This is a genomic window from Pedobacter sp. GW456-11-11-14-TSB4 (genome assembly GCF_059424425.1).
In genome coordinates this window covers 290,871-309,059 of the sequence record NZ_JBWKZK010000001.1, presented here as the reverse complement: position 1 = coordinate 309,059, position 18,189 = coordinate 290,871, and the positions used below count along the sequence as shown (strand labels likewise).

General features: G+C 34.6%; 17 protein-coding genes. 7 read left to right on the top strand and 10 right to left on the bottom strand.

Going from position 1 to position 18,189, the window contains the following annotated elements; translation table 11 throughout:
- Positions 1–105 precede the first annotated feature (105 nt).
- Positions 106–2,388, bottom strand: coding sequence for an aconitate hydratase (locus tag AC07XU_RS01400; protein WP_494941838.1), 2,283 nt, complete (start codon positions 2,386–2,388; stop codon positions 106–108).
- A 528-nt stretch (positions 2,389–2,916) separates the two neighbouring features.
- A complete protein-coding gene (locus AC07XU_RS01395) occupies positions 2,917–3,573 on the bottom strand; it encodes a polysaccharide deacetylase family protein (protein ID WP_494941837.1) in 657 nt (218 codons plus the stop codon).
- An 84-nt stretch (positions 3,574–3,657) separates the two neighbouring features.
- Here AC07XU_RS01395 and AC07XU_RS01390 point away from each other — a divergent pair, with 84 nt between their 5' ends.
- The 5 genes from AC07XU_RS01390 (at position 3,658) to AC07XU_RS01370 (ending at position 9,217) form a co-directional block, all read left to right on the top strand.
- Positions 3,658–5,157 (top strand): TolC family protein, encoded by a 1,500-nt coding sequence (locus tag AC07XU_RS01390; protein ID WP_494941836.1) that lies wholly within the window; start codon positions 3,658–3,660, stop codon positions 5,155–5,157.
- A gap of 101 nt (positions 5,158–5,258) precedes the next feature.
- Positions 5,259–6,620: an efflux RND transporter periplasmic adaptor subunit gene (locus AC07XU_RS01385; RefSeq protein ID WP_494941835.1), complete on the top strand. Its 1,362-nt coding sequence runs from the start codon at positions 5,259–5,261 to the stop codon at positions 6,618–6,620.
- A gap of 131 nt (positions 6,621–6,751) precedes the next feature.
- On the top strand, positions 6,752–7,750 hold the full coding sequence (locus AC07XU_RS01380; RefSeq protein ID WP_494941834.1) for an NAD(P)H-dependent glycerol-3-phosphate dehydrogenase: 999 nt from the start codon (positions 6,752–6,754) through the stop codon (positions 7,748–7,750).
- A 1-nt stretch (position 7,751) separates the two neighbouring features.
- Positions 7,752–8,576: an alpha/beta fold hydrolase gene (locus AC07XU_RS01375; protein ID WP_494941833.1), complete on the top strand. Its 825-nt coding sequence runs from the start codon at positions 7,752–7,754 to the stop codon at positions 8,574–8,576.
- Between the two features lie 299 nt (positions 8,577–8,875).
- A complete protein-coding gene (locus AC07XU_RS01370) occupies positions 8,876–9,217 on the top strand; it encodes a hypothetical protein (RefSeq protein WP_494941832.1) in 342 nt (113 codons plus the stop codon).
- A 102-nt stretch (positions 9,218–9,319) separates the two neighbouring features.
- Here the strand turns inward: AC07XU_RS01370 and AC07XU_RS01365 are convergent, their stop codons facing one another.
- The 8 genes from AC07XU_RS01365 to AC07XU_RS01330 form a co-directional block, all read right to left on the bottom strand.
- Complete coding sequence (locus tag AC07XU_RS01365) at positions 9,320–11,254, bottom strand: DEAD/DEAH box helicase (protein WP_494941831.1); 1,935 nt, start codon at positions 11,252–11,254, stop codon at positions 9,320–9,322.
- Between the two features lie 514 nt (positions 11,255–11,768).
- Positions 11,769–12,221, bottom strand: coding sequence for a DoxX family protein (locus AC07XU_RS01360; protein ID WP_494941830.1), 453 nt, complete (start codon positions 12,219–12,221; stop codon positions 11,769–11,771).
- A gap of 16 nt (positions 12,222–12,237) precedes the next feature.
- On the bottom strand, positions 12,238–12,603 hold the full coding sequence (locus tag AC07XU_RS01355; protein WP_494941829.1) for a DUF2200 domain-containing protein: 366 nt from the start codon (positions 12,601–12,603) through the stop codon (positions 12,238–12,240).
- Positions 12,600–12,992, bottom strand: a complete 393-nt coding sequence (locus AC07XU_RS01350) for a DUF1801 domain-containing protein (protein WP_494941828.1) — start codon at positions 12,990–12,992, stop codon at positions 12,600–12,602. Before AC07XU_RS01350 ends, AC07XU_RS01355 begins: the two co-directional genes overlap by 4 nt.
- A 66-nt stretch (positions 12,993–13,058) precedes the next feature.
- Positions 13,059–13,520 carry a glycosyl-4,4'-diaponeurosporenoate acyltransferase CrtO family protein gene (locus tag AC07XU_RS01345; protein ID WP_494941827.1) on the bottom strand — a complete coding sequence of 154 codons (462 nt, stop codon included), beginning with the start codon at positions 13,518–13,520 and terminating at the stop codon, positions 13,059–13,061.
- Positions 13,521–13,549: 29 nt separating this feature from the next.
- Positions 13,550–14,329 (bottom strand): hypothetical protein, encoded by a 780-nt coding sequence (locus tag AC07XU_RS01340; protein ID WP_494941826.1) that lies wholly within the window; start codon positions 14,327–14,329, stop codon positions 13,550–13,552.
- Positions 14,330–14,339: 10 nt separating this feature from the next.
- The gene (locus AC07XU_RS01335) at positions 14,340–14,897 is read right to left on the bottom strand and encodes a DUF4256 domain-containing protein (protein ID WP_494941825.1); all 558 of its coding nucleotides are present in this window, start codon (positions 14,895–14,897) and stop codon (positions 14,340–14,342) included.
- 19 nt (positions 14,898–14,916) lie between these two features.
- Positions 14,917–15,375, bottom strand: coding sequence for a DUF4293 domain-containing protein (locus AC07XU_RS01330; RefSeq protein WP_494941824.1), 459 nt, complete (start codon positions 15,373–15,375; stop codon positions 14,917–14,919).
- Between the two features lie 132 nt (positions 15,376–15,507).
- Here AC07XU_RS01330 and truA point away from each other — a divergent pair, with 132 nt between their 5' ends.
- Positions 15,508–16,263: a tRNA pseudouridine(38-40) synthase TruA gene (truA, locus tag AC07XU_RS01325; RefSeq protein WP_494941823.1), complete on the top strand. Its 756-nt coding sequence runs from the start codon at positions 15,508–15,510 to the stop codon at positions 16,261–16,263.
- Positions 16,264–16,391: 128 nt separating this feature from the next.
- Positions 16,392–18,185, top strand: coding sequence for an ABC transporter ATP-binding protein (locus AC07XU_RS01320; protein ID WP_494941822.1), 1,794 nt, complete (start codon positions 16,392–16,394; stop codon positions 18,183–18,185).
- Positions 18,186–18,189: the final 4 nt, after the last annotated feature.

Below are 18,189 nucleotides of genomic sequence, written 5' to 3'. Positions count from 1 at the left end.
TTATTTTTCAAAATAAAAAAAATCCCGTTCTGATATTACTCAAAACGGGATTTATATCTAAAATCAAATCTTTCGGACTTTCGGTCTAAAAACTTGCTGAATTTATTACAATCCAGCTGCTTTTAAAGCCGCTTCTTTTCTAATGATATTTAATGCACCACCAGCTTTAAACCACTCAATTTGCTGAGCATTATAGCTGTGGTTTACTTCAATTACATCCTTAGTTCCATCAGCGTGGTGTAAATCCAATTGCAAAGGAACATCAGGTGCAAAAGTTTTTAAGCCATGGATATCAATTGTGTCATCCTCTTGGATTTTATCGTAATCACTCTTATCAGCGAATGTTAAAGCCAACATACCTTGTTTCTTCAAGTTAGTTTCGTGAATACGAGCAAAAGATTTTACCAATACCGCACGTACACCTAAATGGCGAGGCTCCATAGCTGCGTGTTCACGAGAAGAACCTTCACCATAGTTTTCATCACCAACTACAATAGATCCTAAGCCTTCAGCTTTATAATCACGTTGTGTTGCTGGTACCGGACCATATTCGCCTGTTAAAGCATTTTTAACATTATCAGTTTTGTCGTTAAAATAATTTACTGCACCAATTAACATGTTGTTAGAAATATTATCTAAGTGACCACGGAACTTTAACCACGGACCAGCCATAGAAATATGATCGGTTGTACATTTACCCTTAGCTTTAATTAATAATTTCAAGCCTTTTAAGTCGGTACCTTCCCAAGCTGCAAAAGGATCTAACAATTGCAAACGGTGAGATGTTGGCGATACCAAAACCTCAACACCAGTTCCATCTTCTGCTGGCGCTTGGTAACCTGCATCTTCTACAGCATAACCATTAACTGGTAATTCATCACCAACAGGTGCATCTAATTTTACTTGTTCACCTTTATCGTTAGTTAAAGTATCTGTTAAAGGATTAAAACCTAAATCGCCTGCAATTGCAATCGCAGCTACAATTTCTGGCGATGTTACGAACGCATAAGTATTCGGGTTACCATCGGCACGCTTAGCAAAGTTTCTGTTAAACGAGTGTACGATTGTATTTTTCTCCGCTTTTTCTGCACCTGTTCTATCCCACATACCAATACATGGTCCGCAAGCGTTGGTAAAAATAGTAGCATTTAAATCTTCAAAAGTGCCTAATAAACCATCTCTATCTGCTGTGTAACGTACTTGCTCAGAACCTGGGTTAATACCAAACTCTGCTTTTGTAGTTAAGCCTTTATCAATTGCCTGTTTAGCAATAGAAGCCGCACGAGATAAATCTTCGTAAGATGAGTTGGTACAAGAACCGATTAAACCCCATTCTACTTTCATTGGCCAACCATTTGCAGCAGCAACCTCTTTCATTTGCGAAATCGGAGTAGCCAAATCTGGTGTAAAAGGACCATTCAAATATGGTTCTAATTCATCTAAATTAATTTCAATTAATTGATCAAAATATTGCTCAGGATTTGCGTAAACTTCAGCATCACCAGTTAAATGTCCTTTTATTGCGTTTGCTGCGTCAGCAACATCAGCACGGTTTGTAGCACGTAAATAACGCTCCATGCTCTCATCATAACCAAAGGTTGATGTTGTAGCGCCAATTTCTGCACCCATATTACAGATGGTACCTTTACCAGTGCAGCTTAAGTTAATCGCACCATCTCCAAAATATTCAACAATTGCACCAGTACCACCTTTTACAGTTAAAATACCAGCAACTTTTAAAATCACATCTTTTGCCGATGTCCAACCGTTTAATTTACCAGTTAATTTTACACCAATTAACTTAGGGAATTTAAGTTCCCAAGGTAAACCAGCCATCACATCACAAGCATCGGCACCGCCAACACCAATTGCAACCATACCTAAACCACCTGCATTTACAGTGTGGCTGTCGGTACCAATCATCATCCCGCCAGGAAATGCATAATTTTCTAAAACAACTTGGTGAATAATACCTGCACCTGGTTTCCAAAAACCGATACCATATTTATTAGATACAGAAGCTAAAAAGTCAAAAACTTCTTTACTCTCGGTATTTGCATGTGGTAAATCTATTTCTGCGCCAAGTTTGGCTGTGATTAAGTGATCGCAATGTACAGTAGAAGGTACTGCAACTTGTGGGCGACCAGCCTGCATAAATTGTAAAAGTGCCATTTGAGCTGTTGCATCCTGCATTGCAACTCTATCTGGTGCAAAATCTACGTAGTCTGTTCCGCGTTTAAATGCAGTTTTTGCATTTCCGTCCCAAAGGTGAGTATATAATATTTTCTCTGAAAGTGTTAAAGGTCTGCCAACTACTTTGCGTGCCGCATCTACACGGGTGCTAAAGTTTTCGTAAACCTTTTTAATCATTTCTATATCAAAAGCCATTGATGATATTGGTTTAAAAGGTAATCTATTCGTCTAATTGGTAGCGAATTTACAAAAAAAATAGGCTTATCGCTATCATCTCTATTTCATAATATTATTTAGGATAATTCTAAATAAGTAAAGTGATAGAGATAAAATCTTACGATGTTCATTTAACTATAAGAAAAGCACTTTCAGCAATAAAAATTAACGCAAGCCGGGCTTTTGCTGCAATCTTTTTGGCTTTTTTAAAACTTACGAAGTCTCTGGTAATTTGGCTAAAAGACTTCATAAGTTTTAAGCCAAAAAGTATTTACGCGTCAATCCCGTTTAGGTAACAAAAACTTGTGCTACTATTTAAGGTTGCAAAACGTAAAGCCAATGAGCTAAAGATAAATTACACCAGTTATCTTATTTAGTAGATGTTCAATAACGCACATAATTGTTCATAATTGAACATTTAAAAACCAATTATTTTATTTATTGGGTTGTTATTTAGAGTTTTAGATAAGTTTAAATGCTTGGCATTAAGTTAGTAATAAACCTTTTTTAAAGTGTGCCAAATTGGTAGCCCTTTTCTCTTAAATACCGGATGGTTTTAGGTAATGCGTATTGTAAACGATCAAATGCTTTTAAGCTGTCGTGAAATACGATGATAGAACCATTTTCAGTGTTCTTTATCACATTTTCATAACACTTTTCTAAACTCAAGTTTTCATCAAAATCGCCACTCAAAACATCCCACATTACAATTTGCAGTTGTGAGTTTTCAGCTTGCGAATTGTAAACCGAAAATTGAGAACTGAAAACTGAGTTCAGTTTCCTGATCTGGCTTTTTTTTATCCTCCCGTAAGGTGGGCGAAATAGGGTGCTTTGTGTAAGTTCTTGGCACTTTAACATGTTGGCTATATAAGTTTCATCATCCGTTTTCCATCCTTTTAGGTGGTTAAATGTATGATTTCCTATGGCATGGCCTTCACTCTTTAAACGTTCAAAAATATTTGGATATTTAATGATGTTATCGCCAATGCAGAAAAAAGTTGCCTTAATTTCGAAGCTTTTTAAAGTATTTAAAACAAAATCTGTAACATTGGGTATGGGTCCATCGTCAAAGGTTAAATAAACAATTTTTTCGTTGCGAGGCTTATTCCAAATTAAGTTAGAATAATACCATTTAAGAAAAAGGGGAGATTTAGCCAAGTACATTACCAAAAGTAATATTTAGGTTGCACTTACAAAATTTAAAAAATCAATTAATTGTTTATTTATATTATTGCGAAACAAATTATTATGAACCGTAAGCTAAGCCTAACTATTAGAAAAAACAACTACATACAAATGAAACATGTTACCCTAAATAGCTTTTTAACCAAGCTTTCTATAGTATTTACCTTAACAATTGTTGCTTTTTCGGTGCAAAATGCTGCTGCTCAAGAAGTAATTACGATACAACAAGCTGTAGAAAATACTTTAAAAAACAACTTGCAAATTAAGCAAGCTCAATTTAGTGCAGCCATAAGCGATGAGAACTTAAATCAATCTAAAAATGCTTTGTTGCCTACTTTAAATGGAAACGCAAATGTTAACAAGAACTTTGGTAGAAGTATTGATCCATCAACAAATACGTTTATTAGTCAGCAATTTACTGGTGCAAGTGGTAGCTTAAGTGCTGGTGTAGATTTGTTTCAAGGGTTTCAGAAAATGAACCAAATTAAACAAAACAGAATATTATTAGATGCTGATAAAACTAATGTAGAAAAAATCAAAAACGATTTAATTCTTCAGGTAGTAACTGCTTACATGCAAATACTTTTTAATAGAGATTTGTTAAAAGCATCTAAACAACAATTAGAAGTAGCAAAACAAACTTTAAACAGAGAGCAATCTTTATTAGATGCGGGAACTAAAACAATCGCAGATGTATCTCAAGCAAAATCACAAGTAGCAACATCTGAGTTAGATGTAACAAACGCACAGAACAATTTATCTATTTCATACTTAACCTTAAACCAATTGATGGAGATGCCTCCACAATATTCATTTGAAGTGCAAGCCCCCTTAGTTACTGAAACTTCGAACATTGGCGATAATTACGATATCGCTCAAGTTTATAATAATGCATTAAATACCTTTCCTGATGTGAAATTAGCTGCATTAAGAACAGCGGCCGCAGAAAAAGAAATAGCTATAGCAAAAGGTGCATATTCTCCAAGATTATCATTGAATGGTGGTTTAGGTTCTAATTACTCGAGTGGAAGACAAGAACTGGTATCAACTACTCCAAATGGTACAAGAGAAATAGGTAGAACTGCAACAACAAATGAATCAGTAGTTGTTCCAAACTTCACAACTATTTTTGCTAATCAAAAATTCGTTGAGCAAATTCAGGAGAACTTTAACCAATCTATTGGTATCAATTTATCTATCCCAATTTTTAATGGATATGCTGTTAGATCAAATGTTAGAAGAGCAAAATTGCAATATCAAAATACACAAGTTCAAGAGCAATTAACAAAGAACAACTTAAATAGGGTAATTTCACAAGCCGTTGTAGATTTAAAAGCAGCACAAGGAAGATATCAATCTACCACTAATGTTTTTAATGCACAAAAAGATGCTTTTTACGCGGTTGAGCAGCGTTATGAGCAGGGTTTGGTTAATTCACTAGATTTTAGCACTTCGCAAACCAATAGAAATAGAGCTGAAATTGATATGATCCAGGCTAAATATGATTTGATTTTTAGAGCGAAAGTAATCGATTATTATTTAGGCAAACAGATTACTTTTTAAGGTAGAAAGGTTGAGGGCGGAAGGCTTGAGTTTCCAAAACATTTCAACTTTACAACATTTTAACATTACAACATTTATACAAAACAACACTATAATATATTATGAAACTTAAACACATTTTAATTGGCGTAGGCGTACTAATAGTTCTTCTGGTTGGTGCAAAATTTGCCGGACTTATAGGTGGAGAAAAAACTGAAAAAGTTACGATTGAAAAAGCCGGCGATAAAAAAGTTGTAGAAACGGTAACTGCGAGTGGAAAAATACAGCCAGAAACTGAAGTAAAATTAAGTTCAGAAGTATCTGGTGAGGTTACAGAACTTTTAGTTAAAGAGGGCGATGTTGTTAAAAAAGGTCAATTGCTTTGTAAGGTTCGTCCAGATATTTTGCAATCTGGTTACGAAAGAGCAGTTGCTTCTTATAACTCTCAAAAAGCAACTGTTGCTGCATCTCAACAACAATTAATACAAAACCAAGCTAACTTTGCAAACTCAGAAGCTACTTATAAACGTAATGTAGAGCTTTACAATAAGAAGGTGATTTCTGCATCAGAATTTGATGCCGCAAAAGCTGCATATTTAACAGCAAAAGCAAATTTGGCTAGTGCAAAAGAAAATGTAACAGGTGCAAAATTTGGATTAGAGCAATCTGGTGCAAACGTAAAAGAAGCTGGTGCAAACTTAGCTCGTACCACAATTTATTCACCTGTTGATGGTGTAGTTTCTAAATTATCTATCGAATTAGGTGATCGTATTTTAGGTACATCTCAAATGGCAGGTACAGAAATTATGCGTATTTCTAATCTTACCTCAATGGAAGTTAACGTAGATGTAAATGAAAATGATATCAATAGAGTAAATGTTGGTGATAGTGCTACTATTGAGGTAGATGCCTTTGCTGATAAGAAATTTAAAGGTGTAGTTACGGAAATCGCAAGTTCATCTACAAGTGTGGGTACAGCAACAAATTCAGTAGATCAGGTAACTAATTTTTCTGTTAAAGTTCGCATTTTGGCAGATTCGTATAGCTCGGTTAAGGGTGGTGCTAAAGATTTACCCTCTCCTTTTAGACCAGGGTTATCTGCAACTGTAGATATAGAAAGCGAATCTCAAACTTCTTTATCTGTTCCTATTCAAGCTGTTTTTACAGGAGATGGAGAGAAATCTACAGATCCTATGGCTAATGCTGGTAATGACCAAAACCAAGACAAACAAAAAGCAAAACTGAATGACAAAAAAGTAAAACAATATGTTTATTTATTTGATGATAAAGCATTTACTGTTAAAAAAGTTGAGGTAACAACAGGTATTCAAGATGATCAATATATCATCGTAAAATCTGGTTTAAAAGCTGGTCAGAAAATAGTAAGCGGGCCTTACTCTGCAATTCAGAACAAGTTAAAAGACGGTATGAAGGTAGAAGAAACCACTAAAGAAAATCTATTTAGTGCCGATAAGAAAAAGTAATTTCCCAAAACTCGATAATTAAATTTTTTTAATGCAATTTTGAAAGGTTTAAAGTAAAGCTAAAATGGCTTTATTTTAAACCTTTTGATTTTATAGATAGTTTTATTTAAAACTATCATTAACTAAAATTTATGATACCAAAAATTGCAATGATTGGTGGCGGTAGTTGGGCCACTGCAATTATAAAAATGTTAGCAGATAATTTAGCCGAAAAAGAAATTTTTTGGTGGATGAGGAATGAGGAGGCAATTGATCATATCAAATCTTTTAAGCATAACCCTAATTATTTAAGTTCTGTAGAAATAAAAGTTCCTGCTAAGCATATCTCTTCAAATATTAAAGAAATAGTTAGACAAGCAAATTTTATCATATTAAATGTACCTGCTGCTTTTTTAAAAGATACCTTAAAAGACATTGATGCTGATGATTTTAAAGGGAAGAAAATTATCTCAGCCATTAAAGGAATTGTGCCCGAAGAAAATTTAATTATTGGTGAATATATTAATCAGAAATTTAACATTCCGCTGAGCGATATTTTAGTAATAAGTGGTCCTTGCCATGCAGAAGAAGTTGCTTTAGAAAAGCTATCTTATTTAACTATAGCTTGTATGGATGTAAGTTTGGCTACAAATTTTGCCAGCTTTTTAGCTACAAGATATATCAAAACAAATGTTTCTGATGATATTTTCGGTACTGAATATGCTGCAGTTTTAAAAAATATTTATGCGGTTGCAAGCGGCATTTGTCACGGTGTGGGCTATGGCGATAATTTTCAGGCGGTGCTAATTTCTAATGCCATTAGGGAGATTAAAAACTTTGTAGATGCTGTACACCCAATTGATAGAGACATTAATGAATCGGCTTATTTAGGCGATTTAATGGTTACCGCTTATTCTCAATTTAGTCGTAACCGAACTTTTGGTAATATGATAGGTAAGGGTTATACTGTAAAATCTGCTCAGTTGGAGATGAACATGATTGCAGAAGGTTATTTCGCGGTAAATTGCATGAATTTCATTAATCAGAAATACAATGTAGACATGCCTATTAGTAAAGCTGTTTATAATATTTTATACAAAGGTGCTTCTCCAATTTCAGAAATGAAGATGCTAACAGAAAAGTTGAATTAGAATGCCCGTTTTTACCACAGAAACAAATAGTCTACATTATTACGAATATGGAACTGGGTCACAGCTATTGTTAGCCTTTCATGGCTTCGGAATGCGTGGTACGCAGTTTAAAATTTTTGAGCAATCTTTAGGCGAAAAGTATAAAATCATAAGTTTTGATTTGTTTTTTCACGGCGAAACAAAGTTGATTGATGATAGCGTATTAAACGTACGAAAAGGACTTCAATCTAAAATTTTTGCTCAACAGATTAATGATTTTCTAAATTCCAATTATCCAAAAGTAGATAAAGTTTCTTTACTCTCTTATAGTATTGGAACAAGAATGGCGCTTTGTTTAATAGAAAACATTCCACACAGAATAGAAAATGCTTATTTAATTGCTCCTGATGGCATTGAGCCAAACAAGTTGCTAAAATTAGGTGGAACTAATGTAATAGTAAATAGGTTATTTCATAAATTAGTTTATAGCCCTAAAACAGTTCATTTTTTACTTAATACTTTATTGAAACTAAAATATATTGATGAATCTTTACATCGTATTTTAAAAGCAGAATTTGGTACGGTTGAAACAAGGTTAGCTTGTTACAACACCATTACTTATTATGCCCAGCTGTATTTCGACAAGAAAAAGATTGCTGACTATATTAATGAGCATCAATTGAACATCCATTTTTATTTTGGTAAAAAAGATAAGTTGTTTCCAAGTTCGATAGGGGAGCGCTTTGGTAAGCTTTTAAAGCAGCCCAACTTGCATGTTTTTGATGAAGGCCATGAGTTAGTTAATGCTGAAATGAGTACATATTTGGCCAAACAGCTTCGTCATTAAAATAGCTGAATATTAGGCTATTGTTATTAAAAATTGCCATCATTTACTGCAATTGCCTCCTAAACCCGACTGAAACGAAAATACTTTTTGTGCTGTCTTGCTGAGCTTGTCGAAGCATTTTTGCCACTAATTATCCTTCGACAGGCTCAGGATGACAGGAGTGTACAATGCTTGCCTACCACAAAAAGATTGCAGTGAAAGGCGGGACTGTATAGACTAATTGATTACTGTAATTGCTTTTCTATCAGATTTTAAAACAATATTTTAAGCGTATTTGTTGTTAATAAAAATCTAATATTATGAAAACGAAGAAAATTTTAATAGGCGGTTTAGCTGCCATGGCAATGGTTGCCTCAGTATCATTTACTGCTGCCGCTCAAGAGAAAAAAACTGAAGCAGGTAAAGTAATTCAGAAAACTGGAAAAACAGTAGAAAAAGGAGCAAAAAGCGTTGGCAACAAAACCGCTGAAGTTGCGGTAAAAGGTGGAGCAAAAGTAGCAGACCAAACTTTTAAAGGCAAAATGGCTCCAGATGGCTCAAACGTTTATATTGATGGTAAAAACAATAAATATTACGTAAACAGCAAAGGCGCAAAAGTTTATTTAAAAGCTAGCCAAATTAGAACTAGACCAAATAACTAGTTTTCAGTTTGCAGTTGATCATGCTGAACTGTAAAGCGATATAAAATAGGAAAGTCCCATAGTGATATGGGACTTTCCTATTTTATAATTGAGAACGGCTAACTAAGAACGACGTCTTCTTTCGCCACTTCCGCCATCGCGTCTACCGCTTCCGCCAGTGTTGCCTCCTTTATCATCACGTGTGCGACCAGAGAAATCTCTGAAACCACCACCGCTGTTTCCGCTGCCGCTACCTTCACGTCTGCCGCTACCGCCACCGCTGCTTCTTCTATCTCCACCACCACTTCTTCTCTCGCCACCGCCGTAACCACCGCCTCCGCTTCTTCTTTCGCCGCCAAAGCCACCACGTCTTTCTCCACCGCCTCTGCGTTCGCCACCATCACCACGGCCACCAACTGGTGCATCACCGCTTTTTTCAATTCTTACGTCTCTGCCGTTAAATTTAACATCTTTAAAGTTGGTAAATAAAGCATCAACAGTATCGTTTTCTACTTCAATAAAAGAGAAAACACCTTTTAGATCTATTTTACCAACAGATTTACCGCTAATTTTGCCGTTATTACAAACAAAACCTAATAAATCACCTCTGGTAAATTCATCAACCGAACCTACGTTAATAAATAAACGAGTGTAATTGCTGTTGTCAAAGTTTCTAGCACCACGTTCTCCACGTTCGCCACGTTCACCTCTTTCACTGCGATCGTCAGCACTTACGTTTAAATCTGGTGCTTTAGAATAGTAATCTAAGAAACGGTTAAACTCTAATGAAGCAAACTTTTTAATAATATCTTCTTTGCTTAATTCAGCAAACTCATCCATAATACGTGGTATGTACTGATCAATTTGATCGTTATTTACCTCTACATTGTGAACTTTATGAATTAATGAGAACAATTGTTTTTCGCAAACATCAAAACCTGTAGGTAATTCTGCTTTTGTAAATTGTTTACCAATAATTCTTTCAATTTGGCGGATTTTGCCAGTTTCTTTAGCATTGATGATACAGATAGATATACCAGTTTTACCAGCTCTACCAGTACGGCCAGAACGGTGGGTATAACTTTCAATTTCATCAGGTAAAGAATAATTAATTACGTGAGTTACATTGTTTACATCGATACCACGAGCAGCAACATCTGTAGCAATTAACAATTGCATGTTACGATCGCGGAAACGTTGCATTACCTTATCACGTTGTTGTTGAGATAAATCTCCGTGTAATGAATCTGCGTTGTAACCATCTTTAATTAAATGCTCAGCAACGTCTTGTGTATCCATTTTGGTTTTACAGAAAACTACTGCAAAAATCTCAGGATTAAAATCTACAATACGTTTTAAGGCAGCATATTTATCACGAGCTTTAACAATATAATATTCGTGCTCAATGTTTACGTTACCTGTATTTTTTGTGCCCATGGTTAATTCTACAGGATTTTCCATGTAGTTTTTAGCAATGCGACGAACCTCTGGAGGCATAGTTGCAGAGAATAACCAGGTTTTTTTATCGTCTGGGGTAGTCGATAAAATGTCGTTAATGTCTTCTTGGAAGCCCATGTTTAACATTTCATCTGCCTCATCCAATACTACATATTTAACGCTAGAAAAATCGATGGCTTTACGGCCAATAATATCTAACATACGGCCGGGCGTGGCCACTACAATTTGTACGCCATTGCGTATTTCGCGTAGTTGTTGCATAATGTTAGCGCCACCGTAAACGGCAACCACGTGTGCATTCTGCGTGTTTTTAGAGAAATTCTTGATGTCGTTTGTAATCTGTAGACAAAGCTCACGCGTAGGGCACAAAATTAGTGCTTGCGGTTTATTGCTTTTAAAGTCTATTAATTCTAACAGCGGCAAACCAAATGCGGCTGTTTTTCCTGTTCCTGTTTGGGCCAAACCAACAAAGTCGTTACTACCTTCTAACAGTACAGGAATAGATTGCTCCTGAATAGGCGTAGGATTTTCAAATCCTAGCTCTTTTACGGCATTAACAACGTCATCACTTATCCCCAATTTACTAAATGGGTTTATCATTATAACATTTTTTAATTAAGCCGCAAAGGTACTGTTAATAATCGGTATTTCACAGTGTGATATTTAAATTGTTGAGGGCTTAATAAATTGGAAATTAACTAATTAGCTGTCGGTTTGTTGTTTCTTTAGGTTGTAATTGCTTTTTGAAGCGCAATTTCTCTGCATCTAGCCTCCGAAAGTCCCGCTTTCGCTTCAATCTTTTTGTTTTCTTTTTCCGCCATTTCTGAGGCATGTGAGAAATTTGTAGTGTAGTAGCTTTTAACTTTCAGATTTCTCAGTCGTTCCTCCTTCGAAAAGACGCTACAAAAAGTATTTTCGCTCAATCGGGGCTAATCAACAAAGGTTCTCTACCATTTTGTTGCTTTGCTTAGCAGGGTTCAGTAATTTGGCTTTAAACTCTGTCAATCTTACTGGTATGATTTTCATTAAGATTGACAATTAGAACAGGTTGATTTATAAAAAATAATGGTGAAGTTAAAAGCAAATTGTGATTGAGGTAGGCAAAGTGGGAATTTTAAGGATAAATGATAAAAAAGTAAACCCACGCAATTAAAAAAACTTGCATTGGCAACCTAAACCACAAATATTTGGGACCGGGGCCTTCGTTATTGGCTTTTTGATAATCTATATGTTCTATAGCTGCTTTAATATTTCCGTGGCTCATGATAATTAAAAAGAAAATTAATAACAAAGCAGTTAATTGTATGCAGGCAGGAATAAGTAAGCCAATTGCGAATACAATTTCTAATACACCTGTGAGGTAAACTACAGTTTTCTTAAACGGAACAAAGTTAGGTACCATCATGGTCATACCTTTGGTGTAAACAAAATGGCCAATTGCTGTAAACAAAAGCATAACTGCCATGGCAATTCGTCCGGATAAGAAGTGTAAATAATCACCATGCACCAATCGAGTTGCAAATAAACTGATGATAAAAACGGTAATTAATACGAACAGTGGTTTCATCTTTTAAAATTAATAGCTATACACCCCTCAAAATCTTTTCCATCTTTTTCCCTTTGGCCAATTCATCAACTAATTTGTCCAAATACCTTACTTTCTTAGTTAGTGGATATTCAATTTCTTCAATTCGGTAACCACAAATTAAACCTGTAATTAAATTTGCATTTGGGTGTAAATCGGCTTGCTCAAAGAAGTCCTTAAAAGTTATTTTTTCGTTAATGAATTTTGCCAATTGCTCTTCGCTAAAGCCAGTTAACCATTTAATGACTTCGTGCAACTCTTCAACAGTTCTTCCTTTTTTTTCTACTTTGGCAACGTAATGAGGATACACAGAAGTAAAAGTCATTTTGGCTATTTTTTCATTGTGTTCTGGTGTTACATTCATAAAATTCTCTCTAATTTTCCTTTTCTTTTTACGATGTTTTTATAGTCCCATTGTATGGTTTTTGATTTTAGTAGCCAGCGTTTTACTGCTTTTAAATCTAATTCAGCTATTTCATTATAAAAAATCGAAGCATCTTTAAATTTTGCTCCCTTAACATTTAAACCATCTTCTTCAAAATCAGCACCGCTCCAAAACATTAATCTTATTCCTTTTTTCTCCTTACTGTAGCCAACAATTGGGTTGCCATTTAAAAACCAAACCGGATGCGAATGCCAGATTTTACTTTCGACTTTGGTTAATTCCGTATCTATTGTACTGGCCAACAAGTCACAAATAGCTTTATCTTCTTGTGTTTGTTTGTTGTTGTAGGATTGGATTTCATCAATCATATTTTGCAGATTTTAAAATTATTAAAACCATAATTTAAAATTTCGTACAGTCTGAAAGTTAACGTGCTAAAACTTATTTAAAAATTGATTTATTCGTCTTTTGTTCTCCTGTTGTAACAATGAAGGATATAAATTCATAAGTACATTTACTAGCATCATCATGCTGCCCGAAATAAATTTAAGGTTATAAAATGAAACTATGGCAAAACAAGTTACAAAAATAAATGCTACCAAATGATCAATTTCGGATCTAGTCATCTCCTCTCTTAGTTCAACTAAATCTGCCTTTTCAATTCTCCTTTCAATTTTAAGTTTTTGATTAAAAAATTTAAAGAAGGTATTTTTAACAATCCATTTAAACAGACCTAAGCCAATAAATTTATTGAGCTTTTCATTTTTAATAAAATTAAGATTGTTTAATTTATTATCATAAAATTCTGTTTTTCGTAAAAATGCATTCACTAGCATCCCTACAATCCAGGATATAAATGCGATTGAAATGGCGAATGAAAGGTGTTTAAAAATCATTTCTTTAAATTATAATATTGCTTAAACTCTTAACCCAAACCTACCAACATATGCGTTAAAATCGGTTCGCACTTTTCTTTACAGCAATCGTAAAATTCTTTGTGTTTCCAGGTTACAGATTTTGGCGACAAGCCCCACCAGAATTCAGATAGAGCTAAAGGTTTAAGTTGATGAAGAAAAGCGTATTGCAATAATTTTGGTCCTGCGCACTCACCTGCACCAGCCGGGGGGTTTTTGTAACCAGCTTTCTTAAAAAGTTCAATTAAACTCTTCTGCTCGCCAGCTTGATTTAAAAAATGGTATTGATCAAATATTTTGTTTTGTAGAAAGATAGAATGATTTTTTCGTTTGGTTTTTAAAGCTGAGATTTTTTGTTGATTTGCTTTCTCGTCTTCTTTAATCAGGTCATCAATTTCAGTATTCATTACAGTTAATTCTCGCATACCAACGTTGAGAAAACTATTTGCAGTTAACAAATCAAATATTGGCGGTACAAATTTATCATGCTGGTTGCTACCTGCTAGTTTACCAGAAAATGCAGCTAAGTACCCGATTTCATTTGCTTTATTCTGCACTACCAATACACCAAACATTTTGCCAATAATTGTTCCTTCACCTAAACCCTTTAAACCAAAATTATGTTGCCATTCTTTTTGGGTTAAAATATGATTTTGCAATTCTTCGGCAGCCAAAACACAAAGTGGGTGTGGGTTATTGTTTTTTGTTAGTGAAAATTGATTAGGAAGTTGTTTTAAATCAATGTCTTGATCAAATTTCGTAAAATGTGAGGATATAGCTTTTAAATTCAAAATGTATAAATTAAACCCTCAAACAACCTCTAAATGCTCTACCTCCATAGTATGATTCTGCACCGTTATGATAGGTAAACACTTTGCCGAAACGGTAATCGCAAAACAATGCACCGCCTAATTTTCTAACTTCATCAGGTGTTTTTATCCAACTTGATGTTTTAGTATCGAAATGATCCAATTGTTGCAAACGCCTATATTGCTCTTCATCTAGCAACTCAATACCCATTTCTGAAGCCATATTGACCACACTATTTTTAGGTTTATGCTCTTTTCTAGCAGCTAAAGCTTCATGATCATAACATAAACTTCTACGCCCTTTCGGACTTTCTATAGCACAATCAGCAAAAATAAATGTTCCATTTTGTTCCTCAAAATCAATTACATCAGGCTCTCCTCCAGTTTCTTCCATCGTATCAATTATCCAAAGCTTTTCTGGATTTGCAACTAATTTAGCTTGGATATCTTCCCAAACTAGGCCAACATGCCGGTTCATATTTTTTTCGAAACGAGCTTTTAATGTTGCCAACAATTGTTCACTTTGATCTGGAGAAAGCATATTTTTCATATGTGGAAAGTAATTTTTTTTACCTCAATCTATCAGCAGAACGGATGAGTTTTTCGTCATGATTAATGCCTCTTAAAGCTAATATGCAGAAGAAAATAGCAATTGCAGGAGCAAACATGCCGACATTATAATTGGCTACTTCTAAGCCGCCAGGTATTTTTTTAGCATAAATACTGCACCAAAATGATAAACCAATAATTAACGCTACGTTAGCCATAATCACTCTTTTTTGAGCGGTTCGATTTTTAAAATTGAAAATATTAGCAAAACTCATCAACGCTACTGCTATTGTGGCAATCATTAATGGTAAATATGCTTCAAGTTGTTTAAAATCGTTACCAGCTTTTTGGTATAAACCTGTTGCCAAAACTTGATATTCTTCACTTCCCACAGTTGTGGTAACCATTGGAAAAATTAATAAGCTGCTTACCGTAATTGCGGCTAATAAAAGCCATATTGTTTGTATTCTTTGTATCATAACTAAATATTTTAAGCAAACTTAATAAAAGATTTAAGGAGTTGTAAAATTGGACGATCGAAATTTGAAATGTTACATCAATCTCATACTTAAACTTGTCAACATTCAAACATTCTAAGTAGTTTTGTAAAATTGAAGAAGCAGAGATATTTTATAGAACTTAGTTATAACGGCACCAATTTTCATGGCTGGCAAACACAGCCTAACGGGATAACCGTGCAGGAGTGTTTAGATAAAGCTTTAACTACTTATTTTAGGCAAGATATTATTACACTTGGCTGTGGCAGAACAGATGCAGGTGTGCATGCTACGCAGTTTTTTGCACACTTTGATGTTTTGATTTTGCCAGTAGAAGACGTTGTAAATGCTTTAACTGGTATTAACTCTTTGTTGCCTTATGAAATAGCTGTTAAAAGAATTTTTACTGTAAAAGAAGATGCTCATGCCCGTTTTGATGCAACTTCTCGTGCCTACAATTACCATATTCATTTTGCAAAAGATCCTTTTAAGTTAGATCGATCTTGGTTGTATAAAGGTAATTTGGATGTGAGAAAGATGAATGAAGCAGCTCAAATTTTACTGGGTTTTACAGATTTTTCTTGTTTCAGTAAATCTAAAACACAAACTTTTACCAATAATTGTAATATAACCGAAGCAAGGTTTGATGAAATTGATGGAGCTTTGATTTTTACCATTAAAGCTGATCGTTTTTTGCGCAACATGGTAAGAGCAATTGTTGGCACCATGGTTTTGGTGGGTAAAGGAGATTTGGAGATAGCTGATGTAGCTCAAATTATAGAAAGTAAAAACAGAAGTAAAGCAGGTCAATCTGTTCCGGCTTGTGGTTTGTATTTGGTAGGTGTAGAGTATCCTTATTTTAATGACTGAAGGATAAAATGATTGAAGGATTGAATGAAAAGATTAAATGAATGAATTTGAAAGACTGGAGGGAGTGTTTTTTTACATTGCAAAATATTCAATCATTCAAAATTTATTAATTCAAAATTAAAATATACATGTCTAAAATAACTGGTGATGCATTTAACGTTGGTTTACTCAAAAGGGTTTTTGAGTACGTAAAACCATACCGTAAAATTTTTGCATGGTCGGTGGTTTTAACTTTACTATTGGCCATTATTGCACCAGTTAGACCATTTTTAATTGGCTATACATTAGATGAGTTTATCTTAAAAGGTGATTATAGCGGTTTGGTAAAAATGACGATCCTAATGGTGTTATTGCTGGTGTTACAAACACTTTTTCAATACAGCCATACCCTGTTAACCAATATTTTAGGGCAAAGTGCCATTAAAGATTTACGCGTTAATGTTTTTAACCATATTACTAAACTAAGGTTAAAATATTTCGATCAAACCCCTATCGGTCAATTAATTACCAGAACAGTATCTGATTTAGAAACCATTGCCGATATATTTTCTGAAGGTTTAATAGCTATGATTGGCGATTTGCTGCAAGTAATTGTGATTATTGCATTTATGCTTTACGTAGATGTAGAACTTACCATTGTTGTTTTACTTCCCATACCACTTTTAATCGTAGCAACAAGAATTTTTCAAAAGGCAATCAAAAAAGCCTTTCAAGAGATTAGAACAGAAGTATCTAACCTTAACACTTACCTGCAAGAACACATTAGCGGCATTTCTATCATCCAATATTTTGCCAGAGAGGATCAAGAGTACAAAAAATTTATTAAAATTAATTCACGCTATCGCGATGCCAACATCCGCTCAAATTGGTATTATTCTATCTTTTTCCCAGTTGTAGAGATGATTTCGGCAACTTCATTAGGTTTGTTGATTTGGTATGGTGCCAATAGTATTTTAAAAAATCCGCTAGAAGTTAAGCCAGGCGTAATTACTACCTTCATTATGTGTATTAACATGTTATTTAGGCCAATTAGAGAGCTGGCGGATAAGTTTAATACCTTACAAATGGGCATGGTAGGTGCCGAACGTGTGTTTAAAGTATTAGATACAAAGGAGACTACAACGAATAATGGCACATACGCACCTCAGCAAATGCAAGGCGCAATAATTTTTGATAAAGTTTGGTTTAGCTATAACCAAGATGAAATTATTGAAGATGAGAATTATGTGTTAAAAGATATTTCTTTTGAAGTTAAAGCCGGACAAACCATTGCTTTGGTTGGCGCTACCGGTGCCGGAAAATCCTCTACCATCAATATTTTAAATCGTTTTTACGAAATACAAAAAGGAAATATAAAAGTTGATGGTGTTGATATTAAGGAGTATGAATTGAGCTGTTTGCGAAGTAATATTGCAACTGTGCTACAAGATGTTTTCCTATTTTCTGACACGATTTTTAATAACATTACCCTAAATAATCCCAAAATTGGTTTCGATGAAGTGGTTGATGCTGCCAAAAAAGTTGGCGCTCATGATTTTATCGAACGCTTGCCAGGCGGCTATCATTATAACGTAATGGAACGTGGTGCTACGCTTTCAGCTGGTCAGGCGCAATTAATTTCTTTTATCAGAGCTTTGGTTTATCAGCCTTCTATTTTGGTGTTGGATGAGGCTACTTCATCGGTTGATACCGAAACGGAGATGTTGATACAAACTGCCATCGATAAATTAATGCAGGGCAGAACTTCAATTGTAATTGCCCACCGTTTATCAACCATCCAAAAGGCAGATTTAATCATTGTATTAGATAAAGGTGAAATTAAAGAGAAGGGAACTCATCAAGCTCTGCTTAAGTTAAATGGCTATTATAAAAAATTGTACGATTTGCAATTTTCATCTGTCGGGATAGCTAAAAATTCATAATAAT

Coding starts and splice junctions, on each gene's coding strand:
- AC07XU_RS01330 (WP_494941824.1), bottom strand. CDS start 15,375: ATGATACAAAGAATACAAACAATATGGCTTTTATTAGCCGCAATTACG.
- AC07XU_RS01375 (WP_494941833.1), top strand. CDS start 7,752: ATGCCCGTTTTTACCACAGAAACAAATAGTCTACATTATTACGAATAT.
- AC07XU_RS01355 (WP_494941829.1), bottom strand. CDS start 12,603: ATGAATGTAACACCAGAACACAATGAAAAAATAGCCAAAATGACTTTT.
- AC07XU_RS01320 (WP_494941822.1), top strand. CDS start 16,392: ATGTCTAAAATAACTGGTGATGCATTTAACGTTGGTTTACTCAAAAGG.
- AC07XU_RS01360 (WP_494941830.1), bottom strand. CDS start 12,221: ATGAAACCACTGTTCGTATTAATTACCGTTTTTATCATCAGTTTATTT.
- AC07XU_RS01385 (WP_494941835.1), top strand. CDS start 5,259: ATGAAACTTAAACACATTTTAATTGGCGTAGGCGTACTAATAGTTCTT.
- AC07XU_RS01390 (WP_494941836.1), top strand. CDS start 3,658: ATGAACCGTAAGCTAAGCCTAACTATTAGAAAAAACAACTACATACAA.
- AC07XU_RS01370 (WP_494941832.1), top strand. CDS start 8,876: ATGAAAACGAAGAAAATTTTAATAGGCGGTTTAGCTGCCATGGCAATG.
- AC07XU_RS01400 (WP_494941838.1), bottom strand. CDS start 2,388: ATGGCTTTTGATATAGAAATGATTAAAAAGGTTTACGAAAACTTTAGC.
- AC07XU_RS01395 (WP_494941837.1), bottom strand. CDS start 3,573: ATGTACTTGGCTAAATCTCCCCTTTTTCTTAAATGGTATTATTCTAAC.
- AC07XU_RS01345 (WP_494941827.1), bottom strand. CDS start 13,520: ATGATTTTTAAACACCTTTCATTCGCCATTTCAATCGCATTTATATCC.
- AC07XU_RS01335 (WP_494941825.1), bottom strand. CDS start 14,897: ATGAAAAATATGCTTTCTCCAGATCAAAGTGAACAATTGTTGGCAACA.
- AC07XU_RS01365 (WP_494941831.1), bottom strand. CDS start 11,254: ATGATAAACCCATTTAGTAAATTGGGGATAAGTGATGACGTTGTTAAT.
- AC07XU_RS01350 (WP_494941828.1), bottom strand. CDS start 12,992: ATGATTGATGAAATCCAATCCTACAACAACAAACAAACACAAGAAGAT.
- AC07XU_RS01380 (WP_494941834.1), top strand. CDS start 6,752: ATGATACCAAAAATTGCAATGATTGGTGGCGGTAGTTGGGCCACTGCA.